The organism is Streptomyces sp. NRRL S-244, from assembly GCF_000717915.1.
Taxonomy (GTDB): domain Bacteria; phylum Actinomycetota; class Actinomycetes; order Streptomycetales; family Streptomycetaceae; genus Streptomyces.
Map to the genome: position 1 here is coordinate 179,893 of NZ_JOCX01000013.1, position 21,485 is coordinate 201,377.

At 71.4% G+C, this 21,485-nt stretch carries 23 protein-coding genes; 6 read left to right on the forward strand and 17 right to left on the reverse strand.

Annotated elements, in window-relative coordinates; translation table 11 throughout:
• Positions 1–83 precede the first annotated feature (83 nt).
• From IF02_RS0118645 to IF02_RS0118675, 7 genes are all read right to left on the reverse strand, one after another.
• Positions 84–752, reverse strand: coding sequence for a uracil-DNA glycosylase (locus IF02_RS0118645; protein WP_030158363.1), 669 nt, complete (start codon positions 750–752; stop codon positions 84–86).
• 148 nt (positions 753–900) lie between these two features.
• Positions 901–2,484 carry an ABC transporter substrate-binding protein gene (locus IF02_RS0118650; protein ID WP_030158364.1) on the reverse strand — a complete coding sequence of 528 codons (1,584 nt, stop codon included), beginning with the start codon at positions 2,482–2,484 and terminating at the stop codon, positions 901–903.
• Positions 2,485–2,636: 152 nt separating this feature from the next.
• Positions 2,637–3,410, reverse strand: a complete 774-nt coding sequence (locus IF02_RS0118655) for an SDR family oxidoreductase (protein WP_030158365.1) — start codon at positions 3,408–3,410, stop codon at positions 2,637–2,639.
• A gap of 19 nt (positions 3,411–3,429) precedes the next feature.
• Entirely contained in the window at positions 3,430–4,191 is a 762-nt protein-coding gene (fabG, locus tag IF02_RS0118660) for a 3-oxoacyl-ACP reductase FabG (protein ID WP_030158367.1), read from the reverse strand.
• Between the two features lie 179 nt (positions 4,192–4,370).
• Complete coding sequence (locus tag IF02_RS0118665; protein ID WP_030158369.1) at positions 4,371–4,754, reverse strand: DUF3037 domain-containing protein; 384 nt, start codon at positions 4,752–4,754, stop codon at positions 4,371–4,373.
• Entirely contained in the window at positions 4,751–5,590 is an 840-nt protein-coding gene (locus IF02_RS0118670) for a HipA family kinase (RefSeq protein WP_030158372.1), read from the reverse strand. The genes IF02_RS0118665 and IF02_RS0118670 overlap by 4 nt, the downstream gene beginning before the upstream one ends.
• A gap of 53 nt (positions 5,591–5,643) precedes the next feature.
• Positions 5,644–6,255, reverse strand: a complete 612-nt coding sequence (locus IF02_RS0118675) for an isochorismatase family protein (protein ID WP_078622162.1) — start codon at positions 6,253–6,255, stop codon at positions 5,644–5,646.
• Positions 6,256–6,331: 76 nt separating this feature from the next.
• Here IF02_RS0118675 and IF02_RS0118680 point away from each other — a divergent pair, with 76 nt between their 5' ends.
• Positions 6,332–6,790: a pyridoxamine 5'-phosphate oxidase family protein gene (locus IF02_RS0118680; protein ID WP_030158376.1), complete on the forward strand. Its 459-nt coding sequence runs from the start codon at positions 6,332–6,334 to the stop codon at positions 6,788–6,790.
• A gap of 31 nt (positions 6,791–6,821) precedes the next feature.
• Here the strand turns inward: IF02_RS0118680 and IF02_RS0118685 are convergent, their stop codons facing one another.
• Positions 6,822–7,724 carry a LysR family transcriptional regulator gene (locus IF02_RS0118685; protein ID WP_030158378.1) on the reverse strand — a complete coding sequence of 301 codons (903 nt, stop codon included), beginning with the start codon at positions 7,722–7,724 and terminating at the stop codon, positions 6,822–6,824.
• A 74-nt stretch (positions 7,725–7,798) separates the two neighbouring features.
• Here IF02_RS0118685 and IF02_RS0118690 point away from each other — a divergent pair, with 74 nt between their 5' ends.
• The gene (locus IF02_RS0118690; protein ID WP_106977307.1) at positions 7,799–8,743 is read left to right on the forward strand and encodes a DMT family transporter; all 945 of its coding nucleotides are present in this window, start codon (positions 7,799–7,801) and stop codon (positions 8,741–8,743) included.
• 18 nt (positions 8,744–8,761) lie between these two features.
• Here IF02_RS0118690 and IF02_RS0118695 read toward each other — a convergent pair whose 3' ends face one another.
• The 4 genes from IF02_RS0118695 to IF02_RS0118710 form a co-directional block, all read right to left on the reverse strand.
• Complete coding sequence (locus tag IF02_RS0118695) at positions 8,762–9,196, reverse strand: hypothetical protein (protein ID WP_158708509.1); 435 nt, start codon at positions 9,194–9,196, stop codon at positions 8,762–8,764.
• Positions 9,196–10,491, reverse strand: a complete 1,296-nt coding sequence (locus tag IF02_RS0118700; RefSeq protein WP_030158385.1) for an amidase domain-containing protein — start codon at positions 10,489–10,491, stop codon at positions 9,196–9,198. Before IF02_RS0118700 ends, IF02_RS0118695 begins: the two co-directional genes overlap by 1 nt.
• Before the next feature lie 3 nt (positions 10,492–10,494).
• A complete protein-coding gene (locus IF02_RS0118705; RefSeq protein ID WP_030158387.1) occupies positions 10,495–10,818 on the reverse strand; it encodes a type VII secretion target in 324 nt (107 codons plus the stop codon).
• A 113-nt stretch (positions 10,819–10,931) separates the two neighbouring features.
• The gene (locus tag IF02_RS0118710; RefSeq protein ID WP_078622163.1) at positions 10,932–12,263 is read right to left on the reverse strand and encodes an aminotransferase class I/II-fold pyridoxal phosphate-dependent enzyme; all 1,332 of its coding nucleotides are present in this window, start codon (positions 12,261–12,263) and stop codon (positions 10,932–10,934) included.
• 64 nt (positions 12,264–12,327) lie between these two features.
• On the opposite strand from IF02_RS0118710, the gene IF02_RS0118715 reads away from it, so the two are divergent.
• Positions 12,328–13,014 carry a pyridoxamine 5'-phosphate oxidase family protein gene (locus tag IF02_RS0118715; protein ID WP_030158391.1) on the forward strand — a complete coding sequence of 229 codons (687 nt, stop codon included), beginning with the start codon at positions 12,328–12,330 and terminating at the stop codon, positions 13,012–13,014.
• Here IF02_RS0118715 and IF02_RS0118720 read toward each other — a convergent pair.
• Together IF02_RS0118720 and IF02_RS0118725 are read right to left on the reverse strand one after the other, a co-directional pair.
• Positions 12,996–14,045 (reverse strand): DMT family transporter, encoded by a 1,050-nt coding sequence (locus IF02_RS0118720; protein ID WP_234318253.1) that lies wholly within the window; start codon positions 14,043–14,045, stop codon positions 12,996–12,998. The genes IF02_RS0118715 and IF02_RS0118720 overlap by 19 nt on opposite strands.
• Before the next feature lie 164 nt (positions 14,046–14,209).
• Positions 14,210–15,181, reverse strand: a complete 972-nt coding sequence (locus IF02_RS0118725) for an EamA family transporter (RefSeq protein ID WP_051696334.1) — start codon at positions 15,179–15,181, stop codon at positions 14,210–14,212.
• Between the two features lie 171 nt (positions 15,182–15,352).
• Between IF02_RS0118725 and IF02_RS0118730 the strand changes: the two genes are divergently transcribed.
• On the forward strand, positions 15,353–15,781 hold the full coding sequence (locus IF02_RS0118730) for an SRPBCC family protein (protein ID WP_030158395.1): 429 nt from the start codon (positions 15,353–15,355) through the stop codon (positions 15,779–15,781).
• An 85-nt stretch (positions 15,782–15,866) separates the two neighbouring features.
• Here the strand turns inward: IF02_RS0118730 and IF02_RS0118735 are convergent, their stop codons facing one another.
• Positions 15,867–16,475: a PadR family transcriptional regulator gene (locus IF02_RS0118735; RefSeq protein WP_030158396.1), complete on the reverse strand. Its 609-nt coding sequence runs from the start codon at positions 16,473–16,475 to the stop codon at positions 15,867–15,869.
• A gap of 192 nt (positions 16,476–16,667) precedes the next feature.
• On the opposite strand from IF02_RS0118735, the gene IF02_RS0118740 reads away from it, so the two are divergent.
• Entirely contained in the window at positions 16,668–17,531 is an 864-nt protein-coding gene (locus IF02_RS0118740; RefSeq protein WP_030158397.1) for a PhzF family phenazine biosynthesis protein, read from the forward strand.
• Positions 17,532–17,569: 38 nt separating this feature from the next.
• Here IF02_RS0118740 and IF02_RS0118745 read toward each other — a convergent pair whose 3' ends face one another.
• Complete coding sequence (locus IF02_RS0118745) at positions 17,570–18,367, reverse strand: CPBP family intramembrane glutamic endopeptidase (protein ID WP_037836559.1); 798 nt, start codon at positions 18,365–18,367, stop codon at positions 17,570–17,572.
• Positions 18,368–18,538: 171 nt separating this feature from the next.
• Positions 18,539–20,074 carry a glutamate-cysteine ligase family protein gene (locus tag IF02_RS0118750; RefSeq protein WP_030158399.1) on the reverse strand — a complete coding sequence of 512 codons (1,536 nt, stop codon included), beginning with the start codon at positions 20,072–20,074 and terminating at the stop codon, positions 18,539–18,541.
• Between the two features lie 494 nt (positions 20,075–20,568).
• Here IF02_RS0118750 and IF02_RS0118755 point away from each other — a divergent pair, with 494 nt between their 5' ends.
• Positions 20,569–21,189, forward strand: coding sequence for a hypothetical protein (locus tag IF02_RS0118755; RefSeq protein ID WP_030158401.1), 621 nt, complete (start codon positions 20,569–20,571; stop codon positions 21,187–21,189).
• The last annotated feature ends 296 nt before the right edge of the window (positions 21,190–21,485 follow it).

Consider the following 21,485-nt stretch of genomic DNA (forward strand, 5'->3'; position numbering starts at 1 on the left):
CTCGCTCTGCCAGACCTGCTCCGGTCCGGTCGTCACGACGCTAACCGGAGGCACCGGTTATGACACCGAGGCGCGGTGGGGCGTCAGCCCAGGTCCGGGATCGTCCAGTCGATCGGCTCATGGCCCTGGGCCGCGACGGCCTCGTTGATCTGCGTGAAGGGCCGGGAGCCGAAGAACTTCTTGGCCGACAGCGGGGAGGGGTGGGCCCCCTTGACGACCGCGTGCCGCTCCTCGTCGATGAGCGGGAGCTTCTTCTGCGCGTAGGCGCCCCACAGGACGAAGACGGCCGGGTCGGGGCGGTCGGCGACGGCCCGGATCACCGCGTCCGTGAACTTCTCCCAGCCCTTGCCCTTGTGCGAGTTGGGCTCGGCCTCGCGGACGGTGAGGACCGCGTTGAGCAGCAGGACGCCCTGCTCGGCCCAGGGCATCAGGTACCCGTTGTCCGGGATGGGGGTGCCCAGCTCGGCGTGCATCTCCTTGTAGATGTTGCGCAGGGAGGGCGGGGTCTTGACCCCGGGCCGTACGGAGAAGCACAGGCCGTGGCCCTGGCCGGCCCCGTGGTACGGGTCCTGGCCGAGGACCAGGACCTTCACCCGGTCGAAGGGAGTGGCTTCCAGGGCGGCGAAGACCTGCTCGTGGGGCGGGTAGACCGGCCCGTTCGCCCGCTCCTTCTCGACGAACTCGGTGAGCTCGTTGAAGTAGGGCTTCTCCAGCTCGTCGCCGAGGACGGGGAGCCAGGACTCGGGCAGCATCTGGGTCACGTCTACAACCTCCGGTACAAGTTCGTGCAACTGCGTGGTGCAACAGCTCCAGAACCTACCGGGGGCCACTGACAACGCCGCATCCGCGGGCGCCCGGAGGCACCCGCGGATGCGGTGTGGACTGCGGCCGGCCCTACGGCTACCAGCTGGTCTTGCGGTACAGCTCCCACATCTGCATGGCGGTCTGCGGGTCGAGCGCCCGCTCGGCGCCGGCGATGTCCTCGCGGGCGGCGACGTACAGCTTGCCCTGCCACAGCGGCAGCAGCCGGACGTCCTCGGCGAAGATCTGCTGGGCCTGCTCGAACTCGCGGACGCCGGCCGAGCGGTCGCTCTCGCGGCGGGACTTGGGCAGCAGGTCGGTGAGGATCTCGTTGGGCTCGTACGGGGTGCCGACCGCGTTCTCCTTGCCGACGAACGGCGCGATGAAGTTGTCCGGGTCCGGGAAGTCGGGGAACCAGCCGCGGCCGAAGACCGGGTACTCGCCGTTCTTGTAGCCGACCTGGAACACCTTCCAGGGCTGGCCGCGCAGCGTGACCCGGAAGAGGCCGCTCTCGTCCAGCTGGCGCTTGAGCTCGGTGAACTCGTCGGCCGTGGAGGCGCCGTAGCGGTCGGTGGTGTACCAGAAGGTCAGGTCCACGGGCGTGGGGACCCCGGCGTCCTTGAGGATCTTCTGGGCCTTCTTGACGTCCGCCTGGCCGTACTTGTCGTAGAAGGGCGTCTTGTGGCCCACGACCCCCTTGGGGACCATCGAGTACAGCGGTTCGGCGGTGCCCTGGTAGACCTTGGAGACGATCGCGCCGCGGTCGACGATCTGGGCGATGGCCTGGCGCACCGGCAACTTGGCGACCTGCGGGTCCTTGGGGTTGAAGACCAGGTAGCGGATCTCGGCGCCGACGTTCTCGACGACCTGGACGCCCTGCGCGTGCGAGGCGGGGGTCTGCAGGTCCTTGATCTCGGGGGCCGACAGACCACGGTAGGTGGCGTCGATCTCCTTGGCCTTGAGCGCGGCGACCATCTTGGTGGAGTCCGCGAAGTAGCGGATCGTCACGCCGTCGTTGCGCCGGTTCGCGAAGCCGGCGTAGGACGCGTTCTTGCCGAGGACGGCCTCGCTGCCCTCCTTGTACGAGTCGAGCACGAACGGGCCGGAGCCGGTGATCTTGCCGTCCTCGCGCACCTTGTCGGCCGGGTAGTCCTTGGGCGCGACCAGCGAGGCGGCCGGCGAGCCGAGGACGAAGGGGAAGGTGGCGTCCGGCGTCTTCAGGTGGAAGACGACCGTCAGCGCGTCCGGGGTCTCGATCTTGTCCAGGCTGCCGAAGAGGTCCTTCGGACCGGTCTGGGAGTTGATCGTCCGGATCCGGTCGAGCGAGTGCTTGACCGCCTTGGCGTCGAGCGGCTCCCCGTCGGAGAACTTCAGGCCCTTCTTCAGGGTGCAGCGGTACGACTCGTTCCCGGAGTCCGTGAACTCGCAGGTCTGGGCGGCGTCGGGCTGGGGCTTGGTGGAGCCCGTCGGGAATGCCAGCAGGGTCTGGTAGACGTTCCGGTACAGCTCCCAGGAGCCGTCCCAGGCCGCAGCGGGATCGAGGGTGCTCGGGGCGCTCGTCGTGCCGACGACGATTCTCTTCGCGGTGTCACTGCTGTCGTCCGAAAGCAGACCGCATCCGGCGAGCAGGGATATGGACGCAAGGGCTGCAGTGATCTGCAGGCATCTGGTCCGGATGAACACGTGCACGCTCCTCGATCAGCCAGGGGTGCGGCAGACCCTACCGCAGTGCCTCACAAATCCAATGGGTAGGTTTCATGTGACACTTGACCGATTTCGTGCACGTTAGGTACGCATTTGCCTCCCCTCGGGAGGCAAATGCGTCCGATTATCGATCAGTGCACTCCGGCATTGAGGAACATTCCTCCGTCAACGACCAGAGTTTGGCCAGTGATCCATTCCGCTTGTGCAGATGTAAGAAAAGCCGCCGCCCCGCCGATGTCCTGCGGCAGTCCCAGCCGGCCGAGCGGATAGGCCGCCGCGGCCTCCTGCTCCCGGCCCTCGTAGAGCGCCTGGGCGAACTTCGTCTTGACCACCGCGGGGGCGATCGCGTTAACCCGGACCCCCGGCGCCATCTCGTGGGCGAGCTGGAGGGTGAGGTTGATCATGGCGGCCTTGCTCATCCCGTACGCGCCGATGAAGGGCGAGGGGGAGAGCCCGGCGATGGACGCGATGTTCACGATCGCGCCGCCGTTGTCCTTCTGCCAGGCGTGCCAGGTCCGCTGGGCGAACCCGAGCGCCGAGATCACGTTGGTCTCGAAGACCTTGCGCGCGACGCCGAGGTCCAGGTCCGCCATCGGACCGAAGACCGGGTTGGTGCCCGCGTTGTTGATCAGGAAGTCGACGCGCCCGAAGGCCTCCATCGTCCGCTCGACCGCGACGGCCTGGTGGGCCTCGTCGTGCGCCTTGCCGGCCACCCCCATCACCCGGTCCGCGCCGAGCGCCTCGACGGCCTCCTTGAGGGCGTCCTCGTTGCGCCCGGTGATGCACACCCGGTCGCCGCGCGCGACGAGCGCCTCGGCGATGCCGTAGCCGATGCCCCGGCTGCCTCCGGTGATCAGCGCGACCTTGCCGCTGTCCGCTGCCCGCTCCGTGCTGTTCTCCGCCATGACCTGCGCCTGCCTCTCGTCAGTTGAGCGGGCCGCCGGCCACGTACATGACCTGGCCGGAGACGAAGCCGGCGGCCTCGCCCGTGAAGAACGCGATCGCGTTCGCGATGTCGTCCGGGCGGCCGACGCGCTGGACGGGGATCTGGGTGGCCGCGGCGGCCTGGAACTCCTCGAAGCCCATGCCCACGCGCGCGGCCGTCTGGGCGGTCATCTCCGTGACGATGAAGCCGGGCGCGACGGCGTTGGCGGTGACGCCGAACTTGCCGAGCTCGATGGCCAGGGTCTTGGTGAAGCCCTGCAGACCGGCCTTGGCCGCGGAGTAGTTGACCTGGCCGCGGTTGCCCAGCGCCGAGCTGCTGGAGAGGTTGACGATGCGGCCGAACTTGGCCTCCACCATGTACTTCTGACAGGCCTTCGACATCAGGAACGCACCGCGCAGGTGGACGTTCATGACGGTGTCCCAGTCGTTCTCGCTCATCTTGAAGAGCAGGTTGTCGCGCAGCACTCCCGCGTTGTTGACCAGGATGGTCGGCGCGCCCAGGACGCTCGCGACGCGCTCGACGGCCGCCTCCACCTGCGCCGCGTCGCTGACGTCACAGCCGACCGCCAGGGCCTTCCCGCCGGCCGCCGTGATCGCCTCGACGGTGTCCTTGCAGGCCGCCTCGTCGAGATCGAGTACGGCGACGGCCCGGCCCTCGGCGGCCAGGCGCACGGCGGTGGCCGCGCCGATGCCCCGGGCCGCCCCGGTCACGATCGCGACGCGCTGCTCGGTGGTGGACATGGTGGATCTCCTCGCCCTCGGAATCCTCATCAGCGGCTCCCCATTGGTGAGCAACCGCTTAGTAGCTTCAGCTGAGGAGACGCTAGGAGCCCTGGCACCCGGTGTCAACGGCCGCCGCCGCCAGGGCTCCCCGGGTCGTGGCGGCCGCCGTGCGGATCACCCCGCGGATGGCCGTACGATCAGCGGACCAGCAGGTCGAGCAGCCGCTCCACCTCGGCCTCCGGGTCGGCCGTCAGGCCGGTGTGCACCGGCCCGGGCTGCACCACCGTGCTGCGCGGGGCGATCAGCCAGCGGAACCGGCGGCCCGCGTCGTCGCCCGCCGCCTGGCCGGCCCGCTCACCGCCGCTGCACACGCCCTCCACGGCACGCAGGGCCGCCCGTACGCCCGCCACGTCGGCCTTCGGGTCCAGGGCGAGGAGCTTGGCCTCGTCCAGGTGGGTGCGCGCGGCCACGTACGAGCGGGCCCGGCAGTAGACGATCACGCCGGCGTTGAAGCACTCGCCGCGCTCCATCCGGGGCACCACGCGCACCAGCGCGTACTCGAAGACGTCCCGCTTGGTCACTCGTTGTCGCTCTTGTTCTTCCGGGGGCGGGGGTCGAGGCGGTCGGCGAGCCAGCCGGGGGGACCCGACCGGGGCTTCACCTCGGCCTCCATCGAGATCCTCTCGTGGATCGTGGCCGCGCGCGGCAGCAGCACGTCCACGTAGGCGCGGCGCAGCGCGTCGGTGGAGTCGAAGCCGGGCTCGTCGACCAGCCACTCGCCGGGCACGTCGGCGACGACCTCTTCGAGCAGTTCCCGCGTCACCAGGGGCGCGAGCGCGGCCGCGGCGGCCGCGATGTCCGGGCCGGAGGGGGCCAGGACGTGGTCGGAGGCGTTGTACGGCTTGGCCGCGGCGCTCTCGGCGGTCGGCCAGTTGTGGTGCCAGATCATGGTGGCTCCGTGGTCGATGAGCCACAGGTCCCCGTGCCAGACCAGCATGTTCGGGTTGCGCCAGGAGCGGTCGACGTTGTTGATCAGCGCGTCGAACCAGACCACGCGCCCCGCCTCGGCCGGGTCCACCTGGTACGCGAGCGGGTCGAAGCCGATCGACCCGGGCAGGTAGTCCATCCCGAGGTTGAGTCCGCCGCTGGCCTTCAGCAGCTCCTGGACCTCCTGGTCGGGCTCGCCGAGCCCGATCACGGGGTCGAGCTGCATCTGCACCAGCCGCGGGACCCGCAGGCCCAGGCGCTGGGCCAGGCGCCCGCAGACGACTTCGGCGACCAGGGTCTTGCGCCCCTGGCCGGCTCCGGTGAATTTCATGACGTAGGTCCCGAGGTCGTCGGCCTCGACGATCCCCGGGAGCGAGCCGCCCTCACGCAAGGGCGTGACGTAACGGGTCGCGATCACTTCGGACAGCATCCGCCCAGGTTACGGGGGCCGGCACGCGGGAGCCCACCGGCTTTGCGGACTGCCTAGGCGGGGGCCCACTGCTCCAGCAGGGCGTCGGCGGTGGTGATCGTCGCGACGAGCGCCAGACAGTTGCGGATCACCTCGGCCGTGTACGCGGCGGGCACCCCCGCGATGGCGTCGGAGGGCACCACGACCCGGTAGCCGAGGTTCACGGCGTCGAAGACGGTGTTCGGGATCGCGATGTTCGAGGAGACCCCGGCGACGACGAGTGTACGGATGCCGAGATTGCGCAGCAGGGCGTCCACGTCGGTGCCGGCGATCGGCGAGAGGCCGTGCAGCCGGCGGACCACCAGGTCGTTTTCGGCCACCTCGATGGGGGCGGCCACCTCCACCGCCCGGCTCCCGGACAACTGCCGCACGGGCAGCTTCCCGGCGGCCCGGAACAGCCGCGCGTTGTCGTTGGCCGCCAGCCCGTCCGGCCGCCGCTCGGCGATCGCGTGCAGCACCTGTACGCCGGCCGCGTGCGCGGCGTCGACCAGCGCGGCCACCCGCCCCAGCATCCCCGAGTCCCGGGCCTCCTTGGCGAGTTCGGGCAGGGCGCTCTCCTCGCCGACGACGCCGCTCTGGCACTCGACGGTGAGCAGCGCGGTGGTGGCGGGATCGAGTTCCGGCATGGCTCCCCCTGGCGTGACGGCGATCGATCCCGCATGATTCCTGACACTCAGTCAGATGTGAAGGGGTGCACGACGGATGGACGGATCACAGCGGCGGGGCCGCCGCATCATGATGACCGACGCGGAAGTGGACGCCTTCCTGCGCGAGCAGCGCACTTGCCGGGTGGCGACCGTCTCCGCGGACGGCCGTCCGCACGTGGGCGCGCTGTGGTTCGCCTGGGACGGCAGCTCGCTGTGGCTGTACTCGATCACGCGCAGCCGCCGCTGGTCGGACCTGCGCAAGGACCCGCGGATCTCGGTGGTCGTGGACGCGGGCGAGGCGTACGACGAACTGCGCGGGGTCGAACTCTCCGGCAGCGCCGTCTTCGTGGGCGAGGCTCCGCGCACGGGCGAGCCGTGCCCGGAGCTGACCGAGGCGGAACGGCTCTTTCCGGCCAAGAATTTCGGCATCGAGGAGATGCCGCACGACGGCCGCCACGCCTGGATCCGCCTCACCCCGGAGTCGATCGTCTCCTGGGACTTCCGCAAGCTCTGACGTACTGCTCCACCTACTCCACCTACTCCCCCTACTCCACCGCGGCGGCGGCCTGCCCGAGCGCCTCCACGGCGGCCCGGATCGAGGGCCGCCGGTCCGCGTCCGCCCGCCACACGACGTACACGTGGCGCCGGACGGCGTCGCTCACCGGCAGCAGCCGGACCCCGGCCGGCACCGGACCGCGCCCGAGCCGGGGAGCCACGCACACCCCGAGCCCCGCCTCCACGAAGGCCAGCTGGGTGTGGTGCTCCTCGGCGATGTGCGCGATGCGCGGCTCGATGCCGGTTCCGCGCAGCGTGTACACGAGCCACTCGTGGCAGAACTGCCCCTCGTTCCAGGAGATCCAGTCGTCGTCGGCGAACTCGGCCAGCGAGATCCGGTCGCGGTCGGCCAGCCGGTGGCCGGCCGGCACGGCGATGTCGCAGGAGTCGTCGAGCAGGTGTGCCCGCGTGAGCTCGGCGGGGACCGGCATCCGCTTGTTGTGCCAGTCGATGGCCAGCGCCAGGTCGAGGTCCCCGCGTACGACCGCAGCCATGCTGTCCTCGGGCTCCTGCTCCCGTACGAGCGCCCGCAGTTCGGGATGTCCGGCGCGCAGGGCGGTCAGCGCCTGGGGCAGCAGCCCGCGCATGGCGGTCGGGAAGGCGCCGATCCGCAGCTCGCCGACGGCGCAGCCCCGCTGGGCCTCCACATCGGCCTGGGCGAGCTCGACCTGGGAGATGATCCGGGCCGCGTGATCGGCGAGCAGCCGCCCGGCGTCCGTGAGCCGGACCCCGCGGCCGTTCTTGGCCAGCAGCGGCTGGCCGACCTCCCGCTCCAGCTTGGCCATCTGCTGGGAGACGGCGGAGGTGGTGACGTGGAGCCCGTCGGCCGCTCCGCTGACCGAGCCGTGGCGGGCGAGGGCATCGAGGGTGCGCAGGCGCTCCAGGTTCAACATGTAAGCAATGCTACGCCGTCACTGCGAAGAAATCTCGCTTGTCCTACGTAGTTGAGCGGAGCAGAGTTCTCCTCATGAGCGCACCCGCCACCCCTCGCCCCACCCTTTCCCCGCCGGTCTCCCCCACCGCCCCCGCAGCCCGCACCGGCCGGGTGGACTGGCGCATCCGCTTCGCGATCCTCTCGGTGGTCTGGGGCTTCAGCTTCCTGCTGATCAAGGTGGGGACGGAGGCCTACGCCCCCTTCCAGGTGGCCCTCGGCCGGGTGTTCTTCGGAGCGCTCGCGCTGCTGACCGTGCTCCTGGTCCGCCGGGAGCCGCTCCCCCGGGGCCGCCGCACCTGGGGCCATCTGTTCGTGGCGGCGCTCCTGCTCAACACCGCCCCCTTCTCGCTGTTCTCGTACGCCGAGCTGAGCATCCCGTCGAGCCTGGCCGGGATCTGCAACGCCACCTCGCCGCTGTGGGGCATGGCGCTGTCGCTGGTGGCCCTCTCCGAGGACCGTCCGACGCGCCGCCGCTTCGCCGGCCTGGGCCTGGGCTTCCTCGGCGTCCTGACGGTCCTCGGAGCCTGGCAGGGCTTCTCGGGCATCGACGCCAAGGGCACCGCGCTCGCCCTGCTCGCCTCGCTCTGCTACCCGATCGGCTGGATCTACGTCCGGCGCACCCTGGCCTCGGTCCCGGGCTCGCCGGTGGCGCTGACCGGCGCGCAGCTGATGCTGTCCACGGCCCAACTGCTGTTGGTCAGCGCCGTGTTCACCTCGGCCCCCACCTCGTTCCCGCTCTGGCCGACGCTGTCGGTGGTCGCACTGGGCGCCCTGGGTACCGGAATGGCGCTGCAGATGCAGTACGGGCTGGTGACGGAGGTCGGCCCGACCACGGCCCAGATGGTCACGTACTTCATCCCGGTCATCGCCACCACGGCGGGCGTCCTGCTCCTCGGCGAACAGCTCCACTGGAACACCCCGGTGGGCGCGGCGATCGTCCTGGCGGGTGCGGCCCTCACCCAGACCCGCCGCCGCTAGCCCGCGCGGCGGGGCCGTCTACCCGCAGTCGCCGAGGATCGGCCCGGAGCCGTCGGGCGTGTTGGTGGTCCACAGCATGAACAGCTCCAGCAGGATCGCCACGACGTTGAGCAGGGCGACGACGAAGGCCAGGAGCCCCGGCCAGGTGTCCCAGATCCGGACGCCGCAGCGCCGCCGGATCCACCGGGCGAGCAGCAGGCAGACGGCCATGGCCGACAGACCGAGGACCGGACCCGCCCACGCGAAGACGTACTCCACCTTCGGGAAGGGCATGTGCCGACAGGCCGCCTGCTGCCGGTGCACCCATGCCATGTCGATGTCCTCGACGTGCAATGAGGAGAGCACGCCGAGCACGGCGATGACCGGCACGAGCAATGCCGTGATCGCCATACCGAGCGTGACCGGGCGGCCTCGCGAGACTGCGGGCGAGGCGGCGGTGGAAGAAGTGTCCATCAGTACCAATTCGGGTGCGGTCGGACGATGTGGATGCGCTGCTCGCCATGGTTCCGGGTGGCAACGTGCTCGCGGCTGTCCAGACTCACGTTCTGGAACGAGCTGGTGTGCTGGCTCAACTTGACGTCGCCGTCAGGGGTCACCGAGGTCACCACGGCAGCGTGGTAGATCTCCCCCGGGGGTTCGTCCGGGTCGGGGGCGATCTGCTCGTAGAAGATCACGTCGCCGGGACGTGCTTCCGATCGCGTGACCTCCTCACCGCCGTTGTGCAGGAGAAAGCCGTGCAGGTCTTTGGCCAGGCCCCACGAGCGGGAGTGGTAGACCCGGCGGTCGATCCTGTCCACCCCCACACCGCTCTCCCGCCCCCAGGTGTTGTCCCCGCCGGGCCCAAGCCAGAAGTCGAACTTCTTCTGCATCCCGCCGGCCTCCAGGGCCGACGATGTGAAATTGGCACAGTTGTTCTTGAAATCGAGGTCGTCCTTCTTGTCCCAGTGGTCCAGCGCGTACCGCACCATCTCGACCCGGTCGATCTTGCCGTCGGGCCCGCGGAGCTCGCGTCCGACCTCGGGCGGCAGGCCCTTGAGGTCGGCGAGCGTGACGGGATCGGCCCGCATGAGGTCCTTCTGCTGCTGCGGGGTCAGGCCGTCCCACCAGGCGCGCTGGAGGTGTGGGTCCTTCCCGACCGGGATGTCCGCCCGGAGCATCTCGAATTCGACGTGGGACGCCTCGACCAGGATCTCGTTGTGCGCCTGCGAGGTGTCGGCGACGTTGATGGTCTTCGCCAGCTTGTCCAGCTCCGCAGAGGCCTTCGCATCAGCCTGGGCGGCCTCGCGCAGGGCTTCGTCTATCAGCCCGTTGACCGTGGATATGTGCCCCAGTTCCTTGGTGTAGGCGTCGCGCACGTTCTGCGGCACGTTCGGGCCGACCGGTGCGGCGCCCGTGTACGCGCCCACCGCGCGACCGTCCTGGATGCTCAGCCCGTACTCACCCGCCAGCTCGGCCGCGTGGAAGAGCGTGCGTTGGGCGAAGCCCATGGAATGAGCCAGCGCGTCGAGGACCATGGCGACACCCTTCATGATGTCGCCGCCGGACTCCAGACGGTCGGCGAGATCCTCCAGACGCTTGCCGGCCTGCTGGCCGGTGACGTCCGCCCAGTGGTCATCCAGTGGCTTCTTGCCCTGCGCACGGATGTCCTCGCAGGCGGAGGAAGAACGCCGGGCAAGGTCGACCCAGTCGTCCGCGGCCTTCTGCCACTGGTCCACGCGGCAGTCGTACAGGTCGTGATAGGCGACCACGGGTCAGTTCCTCCCGAAGTCCGCGAGGCCGTGCCGGAGCCTGCCGAACGCGTCCTCCGCCTGGGCGTCGGTGGTGTCGTAGGCGTTGGCCGTGGTGTGGAGGTTGTCGGCCATGGTGTTCATCTGCTTGCCCAGGTCGACCATGTGGTCCTCCCACGCGGTCGCGCACCGCTTCAACGCCGCCGCGCAGGCCCAGCCGGGGTGCCCATCGGCTGCGGTGTCGCTCGAATCGAGGGACTTGCGGAGGTTCTCCAGCGCCTTCTCGGCAGCCGAGTCGGCACCACCCGCGCTTTGCCGCACGTAGTACGTCTTGATGTCTATGTCCACGCAGTCCCCCCGGAGTTGTTCCCGAACAGCCTAACTTCGCCCATACGTACGTTTTCGTCAGCAACACGGCGAGTCTTCGGGTCTGGGGTGGGAGAGTGTGGCGGCCGGGGGCGTCAGTCGAGGCGGCCGCCCGTCGTGCGGCGGACCGACGCGGCCACCGCCGCCGCCAGCCCCGGTACCTCACCCGGCTGCACGGACGACACCGTGATCCGTACGCCCGGCCCCGACTCCACCCGGAACCGGCTGCCCGGGGCCACCGCCCAGCCCGCCGCCAGCAGCCGCGTCACCGCCCCGGTCTCGTCGGCGACCGGCACCCACACGTTCATCCCGCTGCGCCCGTGCGCCTCCACGCCCCGCTCCCGCAGCGCCGCGACCAGCGCGTCCCGCCGCTCCGCGTAGGAGCGCGCGACCGCCGCCCGGTCCACCGCGTCCGAGGTCCACAGCTCGACCACCGCGTACTGGAGCAGCCGGCTCACCCACCCCGGGCCCAGCCGCTGCCGACCCCGTACCCGGTCCAGGGTCACGGCGTCGCCGGTCAGCACCGCCAGCCGCAGGTCCGGCCCGTACGCCTTCGCCGTGGACCGGACCAGCGCCCAGTGCCGGGTCACGGCGCCGAGCGAATGCAGCGGCAGGTCCACGATGGCGTGCCCGTGGTCGTCGTCGACCACCAGCACCTCCGGATACCGGGCCAGCACACCGCGCAGCTCCGCCGCCCGCTCGGCGCTGACGGCCGCCCCGGTCGGGTTCTGCGCCCGCGCCGTCACCAGCAGCGCCCGCGCGCCCTCCGCGAGCACCCGCTCGACCGCGGAGACGACCGGCCCGTCGTCGTCCACCGCCACCGGGACCACCCGCAGGCCCAGCGCCGCCGCCAGGTCCAGCACGCTCCCCCAGCCCGGGTCCTCGATCGCCACCGCGTCCCCCGGCCGCAGATGCGCGGCCAGCACCCGTTCGATCCCGTCCAGCGCGCCCGAGGTCACCCCCACCGGCCCGGCGGGAACGCCGTCGGCGTCGAAGTCGGCCCGGGCCAGCCGCTCCAGCTCGGGCACCACCGGGTCGTCCCCGTACAGCGTCGGCGCCTGCGCGTACCGCCGCGCGGCCCCGGCCAGGGCGTCGTCCAGCGAGGGCAGCAGCCGTACGTCCGGATTCCCGGACGCGACGTCCCGTGCCCCGGGCGGCACCGCCACCCGCAGCTCGTCGCGCGGCGCGCTCGCCGGCCGGCCCCTGACCCGGCTGCCGCGCCGCCCGTCGGTCTCGATGACCCCGCGCTCGCGCAGCGTGCGGTAGGCGGCGGCCACGGTGTTCGGGTTCACCCCGAGCACACCCGCGAGCTCCCGCATCGCAGGCAGCAGCGCTCCGGGCGCCAGCGCGCCCGATCCGACGCCCGCCTCGACACTCGCCGCGATATCCGATGCGCGGCGCCCTGTGATCCGATACTCTCCTAGCACAAAGCCCAGTATGCACTAGTACAACGGAGCGCGCACCATGACCGCCACCACCGACACGCAAGAGATGCCCGAGACGAACGAGGCGACCGGTGCGACCGGCGGCGGCTACGAGCCCACCGACCGCACCGTCCCGAGCCGCTCCCGCGAGCGGGCGCGCTACGACCGCGAGACGGTCCACTCGATACTCGACCAGGCCTACGTCTGCCACCTCGGCTTCATCCGCGACGGCGCCCCGGTGGTCCTGCCGACCCTGTACGGCCGGGTCGGCGAGACCCTCTACGTGCACGGTTCGACGGGCTCGCGCCCGCTGCTCGCCGCCGGCCAGTCCGACCCGGGCCTGCCCGTCTGCCTGACCGTGACGCACGTGGACGGCCTGGTGCTGGCGCGGTCCGCCTTCCACCACTCGATCAACTACCGCTCGGTGATCGTGCACGGCACCGCCCACCAGGTGACCGACGAGGCCGAGCGCCGGATGGCCCTCGACGCCCTCGTCGACCACGTGGTTCCCGGCCGCTCGGCCGACTCCCGGCCCGCCAACGCCAAGGAGCTCGCCGCCACCGCGGTGATCCGCCTGGACCTGGGCGAGGTCTCGGCGAAGATCCGTACCGGCGGCCCCAACGACGAGCCCGAGGACATGGGCCTGCCCTACTGGTCGGGCGTGGTCCCGGTCGCCCCGGTGCACGGCACCCCGATCCCGGCCGACGACCTGGCCCCCGGTATCGCCACCCCGGACTACCTCGCCGCGCTCTGAGCCCCGCAGGGCTCACCCGGCTCACGCGGTTCACGCGACTCACCCAGCCCACTCGGCTCACGCAGCCCACGAGGCACACGGGCGGGCCGGACCTCCGGCCCGCCCGCGGGACCGTCCGCGGGCCTGCCCGCCTCCGCCGCGATCAGCGCACCCACCGCCGTCAGCAGCAGTACGGTGCCCAGCACCACGGCGCCCGTCAGCCGCTCCCCGAGCACCAGCACGGCGATCACGGCCGCGCTGACCGGCTCGATCAGCATGATCACGGACACGGTCGCGGCCCGCACCGCGGCGGCCCCGGTGAAGTACAGCGCGTACGCCAGCGCCGTCGGCACCGTGGCCACGTACACCAGCAGCCACAGCACCCGCCCGAGCTCGGCGGTGTGCGGCACCAGCCCCTCCGCCGCGGCGAGCGGCAGCAGGCACACCGTGCCCACCGCCACCGACCAGGCGGTGGTGACCAGCGGGTCCCCGCCCGCACCGCGCCGCCCGAGCCAGCGGGCCCGCAGGGTCATGCCGGCGTACCCGGCGGCCGACAGCAGGGCCCAGCCGACGCCGAGCGGCCGCACCTCGCCGCCCCCGCCGCCCATGACCAGCACGGCAAGCCCGGCGAGCGCCCCGACGACGGCGGCCACGCCGCCCCGGCCGAGCCGCTCGCCCATCCAGTACCGCGCCCCGACCGCGATCAGCACCGGTCCCGCGCCGAGGGTGACGACCGTGCCGACCGCCAGGCCCGTCTCGCGCACGGCGCCGAAGTACGCGGACTGGAAGAGCGTGAACATCAGCCCGGTCCCGATGAGCGAGGCGACCGACGGCCGCGCCGCAGCCGCAGCCGCGCCCCGGGGCCGGCGTACGGCGAGCACCCCGAGCAGCACCACCAGCCCGCCGGCGCACCGCCAGAACGACAGGGCGAGCGGGCCGAGGTCACTGGCCAGGAAGAGGAGGGAGGCGGCCGCCCCGGCGGTGCCCCAGGCGGCTCCGGCGACAACCAGGTACAGCAGACTGCGCCCTGAAGCGGGCGAAAGATTCGACACGAGTGTGCTCCGCGCATGCGTGAAGGATGAAAGGGAAGGTCATCGCTTCGCGGGCAGCGCGGATCGGCCCGGGAACTCCCCGGGGCGGATCCTCGTCGGAAGGGGCGACTGCCCGCGGCTACGCGGCGGGAGGCGGAAGCACGGTCGAATGCATGATCGCCACCTTAGGCTCTCGTCGTCTCACGGTCCAGAACGGCCGGGTCCGGATCGGCCGCCCCCGGCGGCGTGGGCCGCGCGGACTGCGCGATGAAGGCCCCGCCCAGCACCAGCGCACCGCCGACGATCTGCGGGGTCGAGAGGTGCTCGCCGAGCAGGATCCACGCGAACACGGTGGCCACGACCGCCTCCAGGCAGGCGACGACCCCGGCCACCTGCGGCGAGAGCTTGCGCACCGAGACCACACCGGTCAGGTACGCGAAGACCGTCGCGATCAGCACCACCCAGCCGAGCAGGGCCCACGCGGGCACCCTCAGGTCCCCCATCGCGGCGTACCCGCCCAGCACCTGCCAGTCCATCTGCCAGGGCCGCGCGATCACCGTCATCACCAGCGCGCCGACGAGCATGCCGTACGCGATCACACCGATCGGGTCGGGCACGTCGTCCTCGGCGCCGCCGTCGGCGCCATGGTCCGCGAACACGAAGTAGAAGGCCTGGCAGCAGGCGGCCGCGAGGCCGAGCAGCACGCCGAGCGGATCCAGGCTCAGCCCGGACCAGATCTCCACCACGCAGGCCAGCCCCACGACGGCGACGGCGGCGCCCGCCGCGGCGGCCCGCGTCACCGGCTTGCGCTGCACGAAGCGGATCCAGCCGAGCAGCAGCGCCGGGCCGAGGTACTCCAGCAGCAGGGCCACGCCGACCGGGATCCGCGACAGGGAGGCGAAGTAGAAGGCCTGCACGCCCGCGACGGCGACGATGCCGAAGCCGGCGAGCAGCAGGGGTTTGCGCACCAGGAGGCAGCGGTGGCGCCAGGCCAGCGGGGACAGCACCAGCGCCGCCCCGGCCACCCTGAGCCAGACCATGTGCAGCGGGTCCAGACCCGCCTCGATCAGCGGCTTCGCCGCCACACCGGAACCACCGAACGCTACGGCCGAGACGAGCGCGAGGCCCAGTCCGGCGTTTCTCCCTGACGCTTGCATCGGGCCATCATGGCAGGGCCGGTCAGCACCGTCACAGCCGTGACGCCTGTTGAGACGGATCCGAGACCGGGCGTGACCGGGCCGATCGTTTCTGACAGGTCGTCAGTATTGAATGTTCCGCCCGCCGGGGCTACGTTCCGCCGCACGTACCCGACGAGAAGGGGTGGCCGCATGGCCGAAGTGACCGCGGAATCACGCATCGAGGCGTCCGCCGCGAAGGTCTGGGCCCAGCTGACGGACTGGGCGGCGTACGGCGAGTGGAGCATGACCCACACCAATTTCCCCAAGGGCGGCCCCGAGACCCTCGCGGTCGGGGCGACCTTCGTGGAGAACATGAAGATGATGGGCTTCCCCGCCGAGGTCGCCTGGACCGTCTCGGAGCTGGAGGACGAGCGCGTCTTCGCCATCACGGGCAAGGGCCCGATGGGCGTGGCCATCCTCACCCGGTACACCCTCGTCCCCGACGGCGCGGCCACCACGGTCCGCATCGACGGGGAGTTCAACGGGGCCGCGGTCTCCCTCATGGCGGGCAAGCTCAAGGACTCGGCCACCGCCGCGCTGAACGAGTCGCTCCGCAAGCTCGCCGGCCTGGTCGCCTGACCCCTCCCCCGGCGGGTACCCGGATACGGCGGCGCGCCCCGCGAGAGGACTCGCAGGGCGCGCCGTTTTCATTTCGCCGGCCGGCTCAGTGCTCGTCGGCCAGGATCAGGTAGAGCTTCTTGCGGGCGTCGTTGATGACCGCGAGGGCCTTCTCGCGCTGCTCGGCGGAGCCGGTCTTGAAGACCTGGCCGAAGGCCTCGAACAGGCCGATGCCGGCCGTCCGGACCTCTTGCATCGCCTCGAAGTCGAACCCGCGCCCGGCGTCGGCCCAGGGGGCCTCGGAGCCGGACTCGGCCTCGGCGCGGCCGGCGTCGGTGAGCGTGAACAGCTTCTTGCCGCCCTCGCTCTCACTGGAGATGAGCCCCTCGTCCTCGAGCAGCTGGAGGGTCGGGTAGACCGACCCCGGGCTGGGCTTCCAGGCCCCGCCGCTGCGCTCGCCGATCTCCTGGATCATCTCGTAGCCGTGCATCGGCCGGTCCTTCAGCAGCGCCAGGATCGAGGCGCGCACATCTCCGCGCCGGGCCCGGCCGCGCGGTCCGCCGCGTCCGCCGCGCCCGCCCCAGGGGCCGCCGCCGAAGGGCGGTCCGAACGGGCCGAAGGCGGCGCGCCGCCCCGTGAACCCCTCCCGACGATCGGGCCCGCAGTGGCCGTGGCCCCGGCCGTGCTCGTGTTCGTGCTGTCCGTGTGAACGCATGACTGCGCTCCTTTCGTCTTTCGGTTTCATGTCATCGCTCTTGCGATGCCTCTACTATCACTGACCCATCGCGATGCGTCAACGATATATCGGAAACTCGTAACGACACTCGGAACGAACACGTGCGTGACCAGGCCAGTCATCCGCGATTGGCCTTTGTCGACGATCAAGAGACGGCCCTACCGTCGGTGCATGCGCCTCCGAATCGTCGACGCCTTCACCGACCGCCCCTTCCGCGGCAACCCCGCCGGAGTCCTCCTCCTCGACGGCGGGTTCCCCCCGGACGCCTGGCTCCGGCAGGTCGCCGCCGAGGTCAACCTCTCCGAGACCGCCTTCGCCCACCCGCTGCCTCCCGGCGGGGACGCCGACTGGGCCCTGCGCTGGTTCACCCCGACCGCCGAGGTCGACATGTGCGGCCACGCCACGCTCGCCACGGCGCACGTGATCGCGACGAGCGGCCTGGCCACGGGGCTGATCCGGTTCTCCGCGCGGTGCGGCATCCTCACCGCCGAGACCGCCGGGACCGCCGGGACCGCCGGGACCGCCGGGAGCGCCGGGAGCGCCGGCGAGGGCACGATCACGATGGACTTCCCGACGTCCTCCCTGACGCCGGTAGAGGCGGACCCCGCCGTACGGAGCGCCCTCGGCACGGAGATCAGGTCCGTCCACGACACGTCCGAGCACATCGGCGACCTGCTCGTCGAGCTGGCGGACGAGCGGGCCGTACGGGAGCTCACCCCCGACCTCGCCGCCCTGCGCGGCCACACCCGCCGCGGGGTCATCGTCACCGCGGCCGCCGAGGACCCCTCCCGCGGGTACGACTTCGTCTCCCGCGGCTTCTTCCCGGCCGTCGGGATCGACGAGGACCCGGTCACCGGCAGCGCCCACACCGCGCTCGCCCCGTTCTGGGCCGCCCGGCTGGGCCGTACCTCACTCGTCGGCCTCCAGGGCGGAGCGCGCACCGGACGCGTCGCGGTCCGGCTGGCCGGCGACCGTACGCTCCTGACCGGCAACGCGGTCACGGTCATCGACGGCGAACTGCTCGCCCGCCCCTGACGGAGCAGAGCGAGCGCCGACGCCGTGGCCGTCAACGCCTACGGCGTCGGCAGCCAGCCCACCTTGCCCGCGAGCAGTGCGTACCCGCCGAAGGCCACGATGTCGAGCAGCGCGTGCGCGACGACGAGCGGCGCCACCCGGCCCCAGCGGCGGTAGGCCAGCACGAAGACGACGCCCATCACCATGTTGCCGAGGAAGCCGCCGATGCCCTGGTAAAGGTGGTACGAGCCGCGCAGCACCGCGCTGGCCAGCAGCGCGGCCGTCGGCGACCAGCCCAGCTGGTCGAGCCGGCGCAGCAGATAGGCCAGCACGATGACCTCTTCCACCACCGCGTTCTGCAGGGCGGAGAGGATCAGCACGGGGAACTTCCACCACACGTCCGGCAGCGCCTCCGGCACCACCGTGAGGTTGAACCCGCTCGCCCGCGCCGCCAGGTAGAAGGCCAGCCCCGCGCTCCCGATCCCGGCCGCGACCAGGGCTCCGCGCCCCAGGTCCCAGCCGGGCCGGGTGCGGTCGAAGCCCAGTACCCGCAGCCCCGGCGCGCCCTCCCGGGTCAGCAGGTGGGCGACCAGCAGCACCGGCACCAGCGCGGTGCCGATGCCGAACAGCTGCCAGGCCAGGTCCAGCCACGGCCGGCCGGGGGCGTACGAGCCGTTGAGCGTGGCGGCCTGGTCCTTGAGGCCGCCCGGCTTGGTCAGCGAGCCGATGAAGCTGATCAGCGAGGAGAAGGCGCTCGCCCCCAGCGACAGTGCCAGCACGAGCAGCGTCTCGGTGCGCAGGACCCCCCGCCCGTCCTCGTGCAACGCCTTGACCACCGGCTCCGGCTCCGCCCGCACGTCCGACTCCCGTCCCGCCGTTCCGCTTCGTCCACCCCATACTGCCTCTTCGGCCGGGGAAGGGGATCACCGGACCCGGAACGCGGGCGGCGGCGACGCCGGCTCGGCGGGCCGGGGGGCCACGGGTTGCCCACCGGTTGCCCACGGATGGCCCACCCGCTCAGCGCCCGCTCAGCGCCGTGCCGCCGCCGCGGCGCTCACCTCCTCGTCCGCCAGTCCGACCGGCCACGTGTGCACGGGGTCGCCCTTGTGCATCAGCTCGCTGTAGCGCCGCGTGATGGCGGCCAGCGCCTCGTCCCGTCCCATCCCGGACGCGAGCGCCCGGTGGTAGGTGTCCACCTGCCAGGTCGCCCCGTTGACCCGACGCTGGCAGCGCTCCTCGATGATGCCGAGGTAGAGGTCGCGGTCGGCGGGCTCGATGCCCCACGCGTCCAGCCCGGCCGCCGCCATCGGCAGCAGCTCGTCCAGGACCAGGCGTACGGCGGACACGCTGGCCAGGCCTCCGCCCCGGCCCCGGCGCGGCCAGCGCAGCCGCGCGTCGATGCCGTACCGGCAGGCCGCGTCGAAATTGGCCTCCGCCTCGGCGAACGGGAGCCGCGTCCACACCGGCCGCTGCTCGTCGGCGAGAGTCCGGACGAGCCCGTAGTAGAAGGCGGCGTTCGCCACGACGTCGGCGACCGTCGGCCCGGCCGGCAGCACCCGGTTCTCCACCCGCAGGTGCGGCATCCCGTCGGCGACCCCGTACACGGGCCGGTTCCACCGGTAGACCGTGCCGTTGTGCAGGACCAGCTCCTGCAGGCTCGGCACCCCGCCCTCGGCGAGCACGCGCAGCGGCTCCTCCTCGTCGCAGATGGGCAGCAGGGCCGGGAAGTACCGGACGTTCTCGGCGAAGAGCTCGTACGCCGACTCCACCCAGCGCTCCCCGAACCAGGTCCGCGGCCGCACCCCCTGGGCCTGCAACTCGGGCGGCCGGGTGTCGGTCGCCTGTGTGAACAGCGGCGGCCGCGACTCCCGCCACAGCTCGCGCCCGAACAGGAACGGCGAGTTCGCGCCGACGGCTATCTGTACGGCGGTCACCGCCTGCGCCGCGTTCCACACGTCGGCGAACCGGCCCGGCGTCACCTGCAGGTGCAGCTGTACGGAGGTGCAGGCGGCCTCCGGGACGATCGACCCGGTGCTCCAGGTGAGCCGCTCGACCCCGTCGATGTCGAGCAGGAAGTCCTCACCGCGCATCATCAGGATCTGCTCGTTCAGCAGCGAGTAGCGGTCCACCGCCGAGAGGTTGGCGGTGACCAGGTCGGAGCGGGTGATCGTCGGCAGGATGCCGATCATCACCACCCCGGCGTCGATCTCCGCGGCCTGCCGGTGGGCGTAGCCGAGCCCCGCGCTCAGTTCCTCGGCGAGCTGGTCGAATACCCGGCCGCCGAGGCGGTGCGGAAGTACGTTGACCTCCAGGTTGAACATTCCGAGTTCGGTCTGGAAATCCTGGCTCGCTATCCGCTCCAGAACCTGGGCATTCACCATTCTCGGCAACCCGTCGGAACCCGCCAGATTCAGCTCGATCTCCAGCCCCATCATGTTCTTGGGACGATCGAACCTCTTCTCCGCCAGAAGCCGCTCCAGCCCCTCCAGGCACTCGTGGAGCTTCCTCCGATACTTCTGCCGATCGGACAGGTCGAATCCGCCCGCCACGACCTTCTCCCCCATCGGAGCGTCCCTCCTCGATTGCGCCCGGCCCATGCCACCCAGGCGCGCGTGTACGGTCGATGATGCCCCGGAGGCGAGATCGCTAACGCAGAGGGGGCGTGCGTGGCGGGGAGCGCGCGCCGGTTTGGCCGAAGGGCGCTATGGCACATTCACTTGGCAAGACGTCGTATGCAAATTCCGCATGGGTTTTGCCGGTTCCGGATAATGGACGCTTTCCAGCCGAGCCCCCGTCCGGTAACCTCCGAGGTCAGCGCGGATTGTTCGCGTGCAACCGGCATGAAAGCCATGTCAGCGGGACCGGTAAGCGCCTTGTCGGCAATAGGCGGGACAGCTAGCCGAAACACTGCGTGAACACATGTCGTATAAACTCCGCAAACGAGGCAGAGAGTTGGCGCGCGGCCATTGCCCCTCAGCCCCCCTCTGGCCCCAGAATGCGACAGCGCCGTCCGCACCTGCCCCGATCCACAGGTCTCCCAAGTGAGAGGCGACCCACCATGCCGCTGCATGTCCCTCCGGCTCCCGCGCCCGCCCTGCGCAGCGTCCTCGCGGCACTCGGTTCCCCCACCGCCGTCCACGAGGCGCACACTCCGGCCCTGCGCGCGCTGCAGGGTCCGCTGACCGCCGAACTGCCCCTGCCGGTCCACGTCCTGGACCGGCTGAACATCTCCCAGCTGGCAGCGGGGGGCCGCCCGCCCCGCACCCGGCTGACCGCCTGGCGGTTCCTGATCCGCAGCGGCGACCGCTACGTCGCGGCCGCGGACACCCGGCTGACGCCGGACGGCTGGGTCTTCTCCCATTTCTTCGAGGGCCCGTACGTCGCGGCCACCGAACGCGCCCTGCGCCAGGCGGAATCGCTCGGCAAGAGCTACCAGCCGCGGCTGCTCTCCGTGCCGGAGCTGTACATGCTGACACTGTGGCTGCACGGGGCGATCGGAGCCGATGCCTCCGCAGGGCTGCCGGCCGCCGCGGACCTGCTGGTGCCGCTGGCCCCGGCCCCGCCCGGGATCGCCCCGTACCGGCCGCACCCGGTGTCCGAACTGCTGCCCGTGATGACCCACCGGCTCACTCCACCGAGCCCGCCGGTCCCGCCGTCGGTGGCCGCGCCGGCCGCCTGAGCGGGTTCCGGGCCGCGGTGCGGCGGGTCTGAGCAGGTGCGTTCCCTGCCGGTGGTCCGTACGACCCATTCGGCCTAGCCCAGCCGGGCCACCCCCGAACCACCCGAAATGACAGGGGAGTTGAGCTGAACCGCCCGCACGAGTGATGCGTCATCAATCTATGAGGACAGCTGCCGGGAAATCCCTGCGGACGCAACTCCGGAGGGCAACACTGGGACCCTGACCAAACCAAGACGTTGATACGGGGGGCGGCCATGAACAAAGCTTCGAGCCGCAGCACACAGACCACATCGCAG

What these genes read in the sequence shown, in the direction of transcription:
- IF02_RS0118755 (WP_030158401.1), top strand. Translation starts at nt 20,569, where the DNA reads ATGCCGCTGCATGTCCCTCCGGCTCCCGCGCCCGCCCTGCGCAGCGTC.
- IF02_RS0118675 (WP_078622162.1), bottom strand. Translation starts at nt 6,255, where the DNA reads ATGCCGGAACTCGATCCCGCCACCACCGCGCTGCTCACCGTCGAGTGC.
- IF02_RS0118680 (WP_030158376.1), top strand. Translation starts at nt 6,332, where the DNA reads ATGGACGGATCACAGCGGCGGGGCCGCCGCATCATGATGACCGACGCG.
- IF02_RS0118690 (WP_106977307.1), top strand. Translation starts at nt 7,799, where the DNA reads ATGAGCGCACCCGCCACCCCTCGCCCCACCCTTTCCCCGCCGGTCTCC.
- IF02_RS0118740 (WP_030158397.1), top strand. Translation starts at nt 16,668, where the DNA reads ATGCGCCTCCGAATCGTCGACGCCTTCACCGACCGCCCCTTCCGCGGC.
- IF02_RS0118715 (WP_030158391.1), top strand. Translation starts at nt 12,328, where the DNA reads ATGCCCGAGACGAACGAGGCGACCGGTGCGACCGGCGGCGGCTACGAG.
- IF02_RS0118655 (WP_030158365.1), bottom strand. Translation starts at nt 3,410, where the DNA reads ATGGCGGAGAACAGCACGGAGCGGGCAGCGGACAGCGGCAAGGTCGCG.
- IF02_RS0118725 (WP_051696334.1), bottom strand. Translation starts at nt 15,181, where the DNA reads ATGCAAGCGTCAGGGAGAAACGCCGGACTGGGCCTCGCGCTCGTCTCG.
- IF02_RS0118735 (WP_030158396.1), bottom strand. Translation starts at nt 16,475, where the DNA reads ATGCGTTCACACGGACAGCACGAACACGAGCACGGCCGGGGCCACGGC.
- IF02_RS0118730 (WP_030158395.1), top strand. Translation starts at nt 15,353, where the DNA reads ATGGCCGAAGTGACCGCGGAATCACGCATCGAGGCGTCCGCCGCGAAG.
- IF02_RS0118695 (WP_158708509.1), bottom strand. Translation starts at nt 9,196, where the DNA reads ATGGACACTTCTTCCACCGCCGCCTCGCCCGCAGTCTCGCGAGGCCGC.
- IF02_RS0118645 (WP_030158363.1), bottom strand. Translation starts at nt 752, where the DNA reads ATGCTGCCCGAGTCCTGGCTCCCCGTCCTCGGCGACGAGCTGGAGAAG.
- IF02_RS0118750 (WP_030158399.1), bottom strand. Translation starts at nt 20,074, where the DNA reads ATGGGGGAGAAGGTCGTGGCGGGCGGATTCGACCTGTCCGATCGGCAG.
- fabG (WP_030158367.1), bottom strand. Translation starts at nt 4,191, where the DNA reads ATGTCCACCACCGAGCAGCGCGTCGCGATCGTGACCGGGGCGGCCCGG.
- IF02_RS0118685 (WP_030158378.1), bottom strand. Translation starts at nt 7,724, where the DNA reads ATGTTGAACCTGGAGCGCCTGCGCACCCTCGATGCCCTCGCCCGCCAC.
- IF02_RS0118670 (WP_030158372.1), bottom strand. Translation starts at nt 5,590, where the DNA reads ATGCTGTCCGAAGTGATCGCGACCCGTTACGTCACGCCCTTGCGTGAG.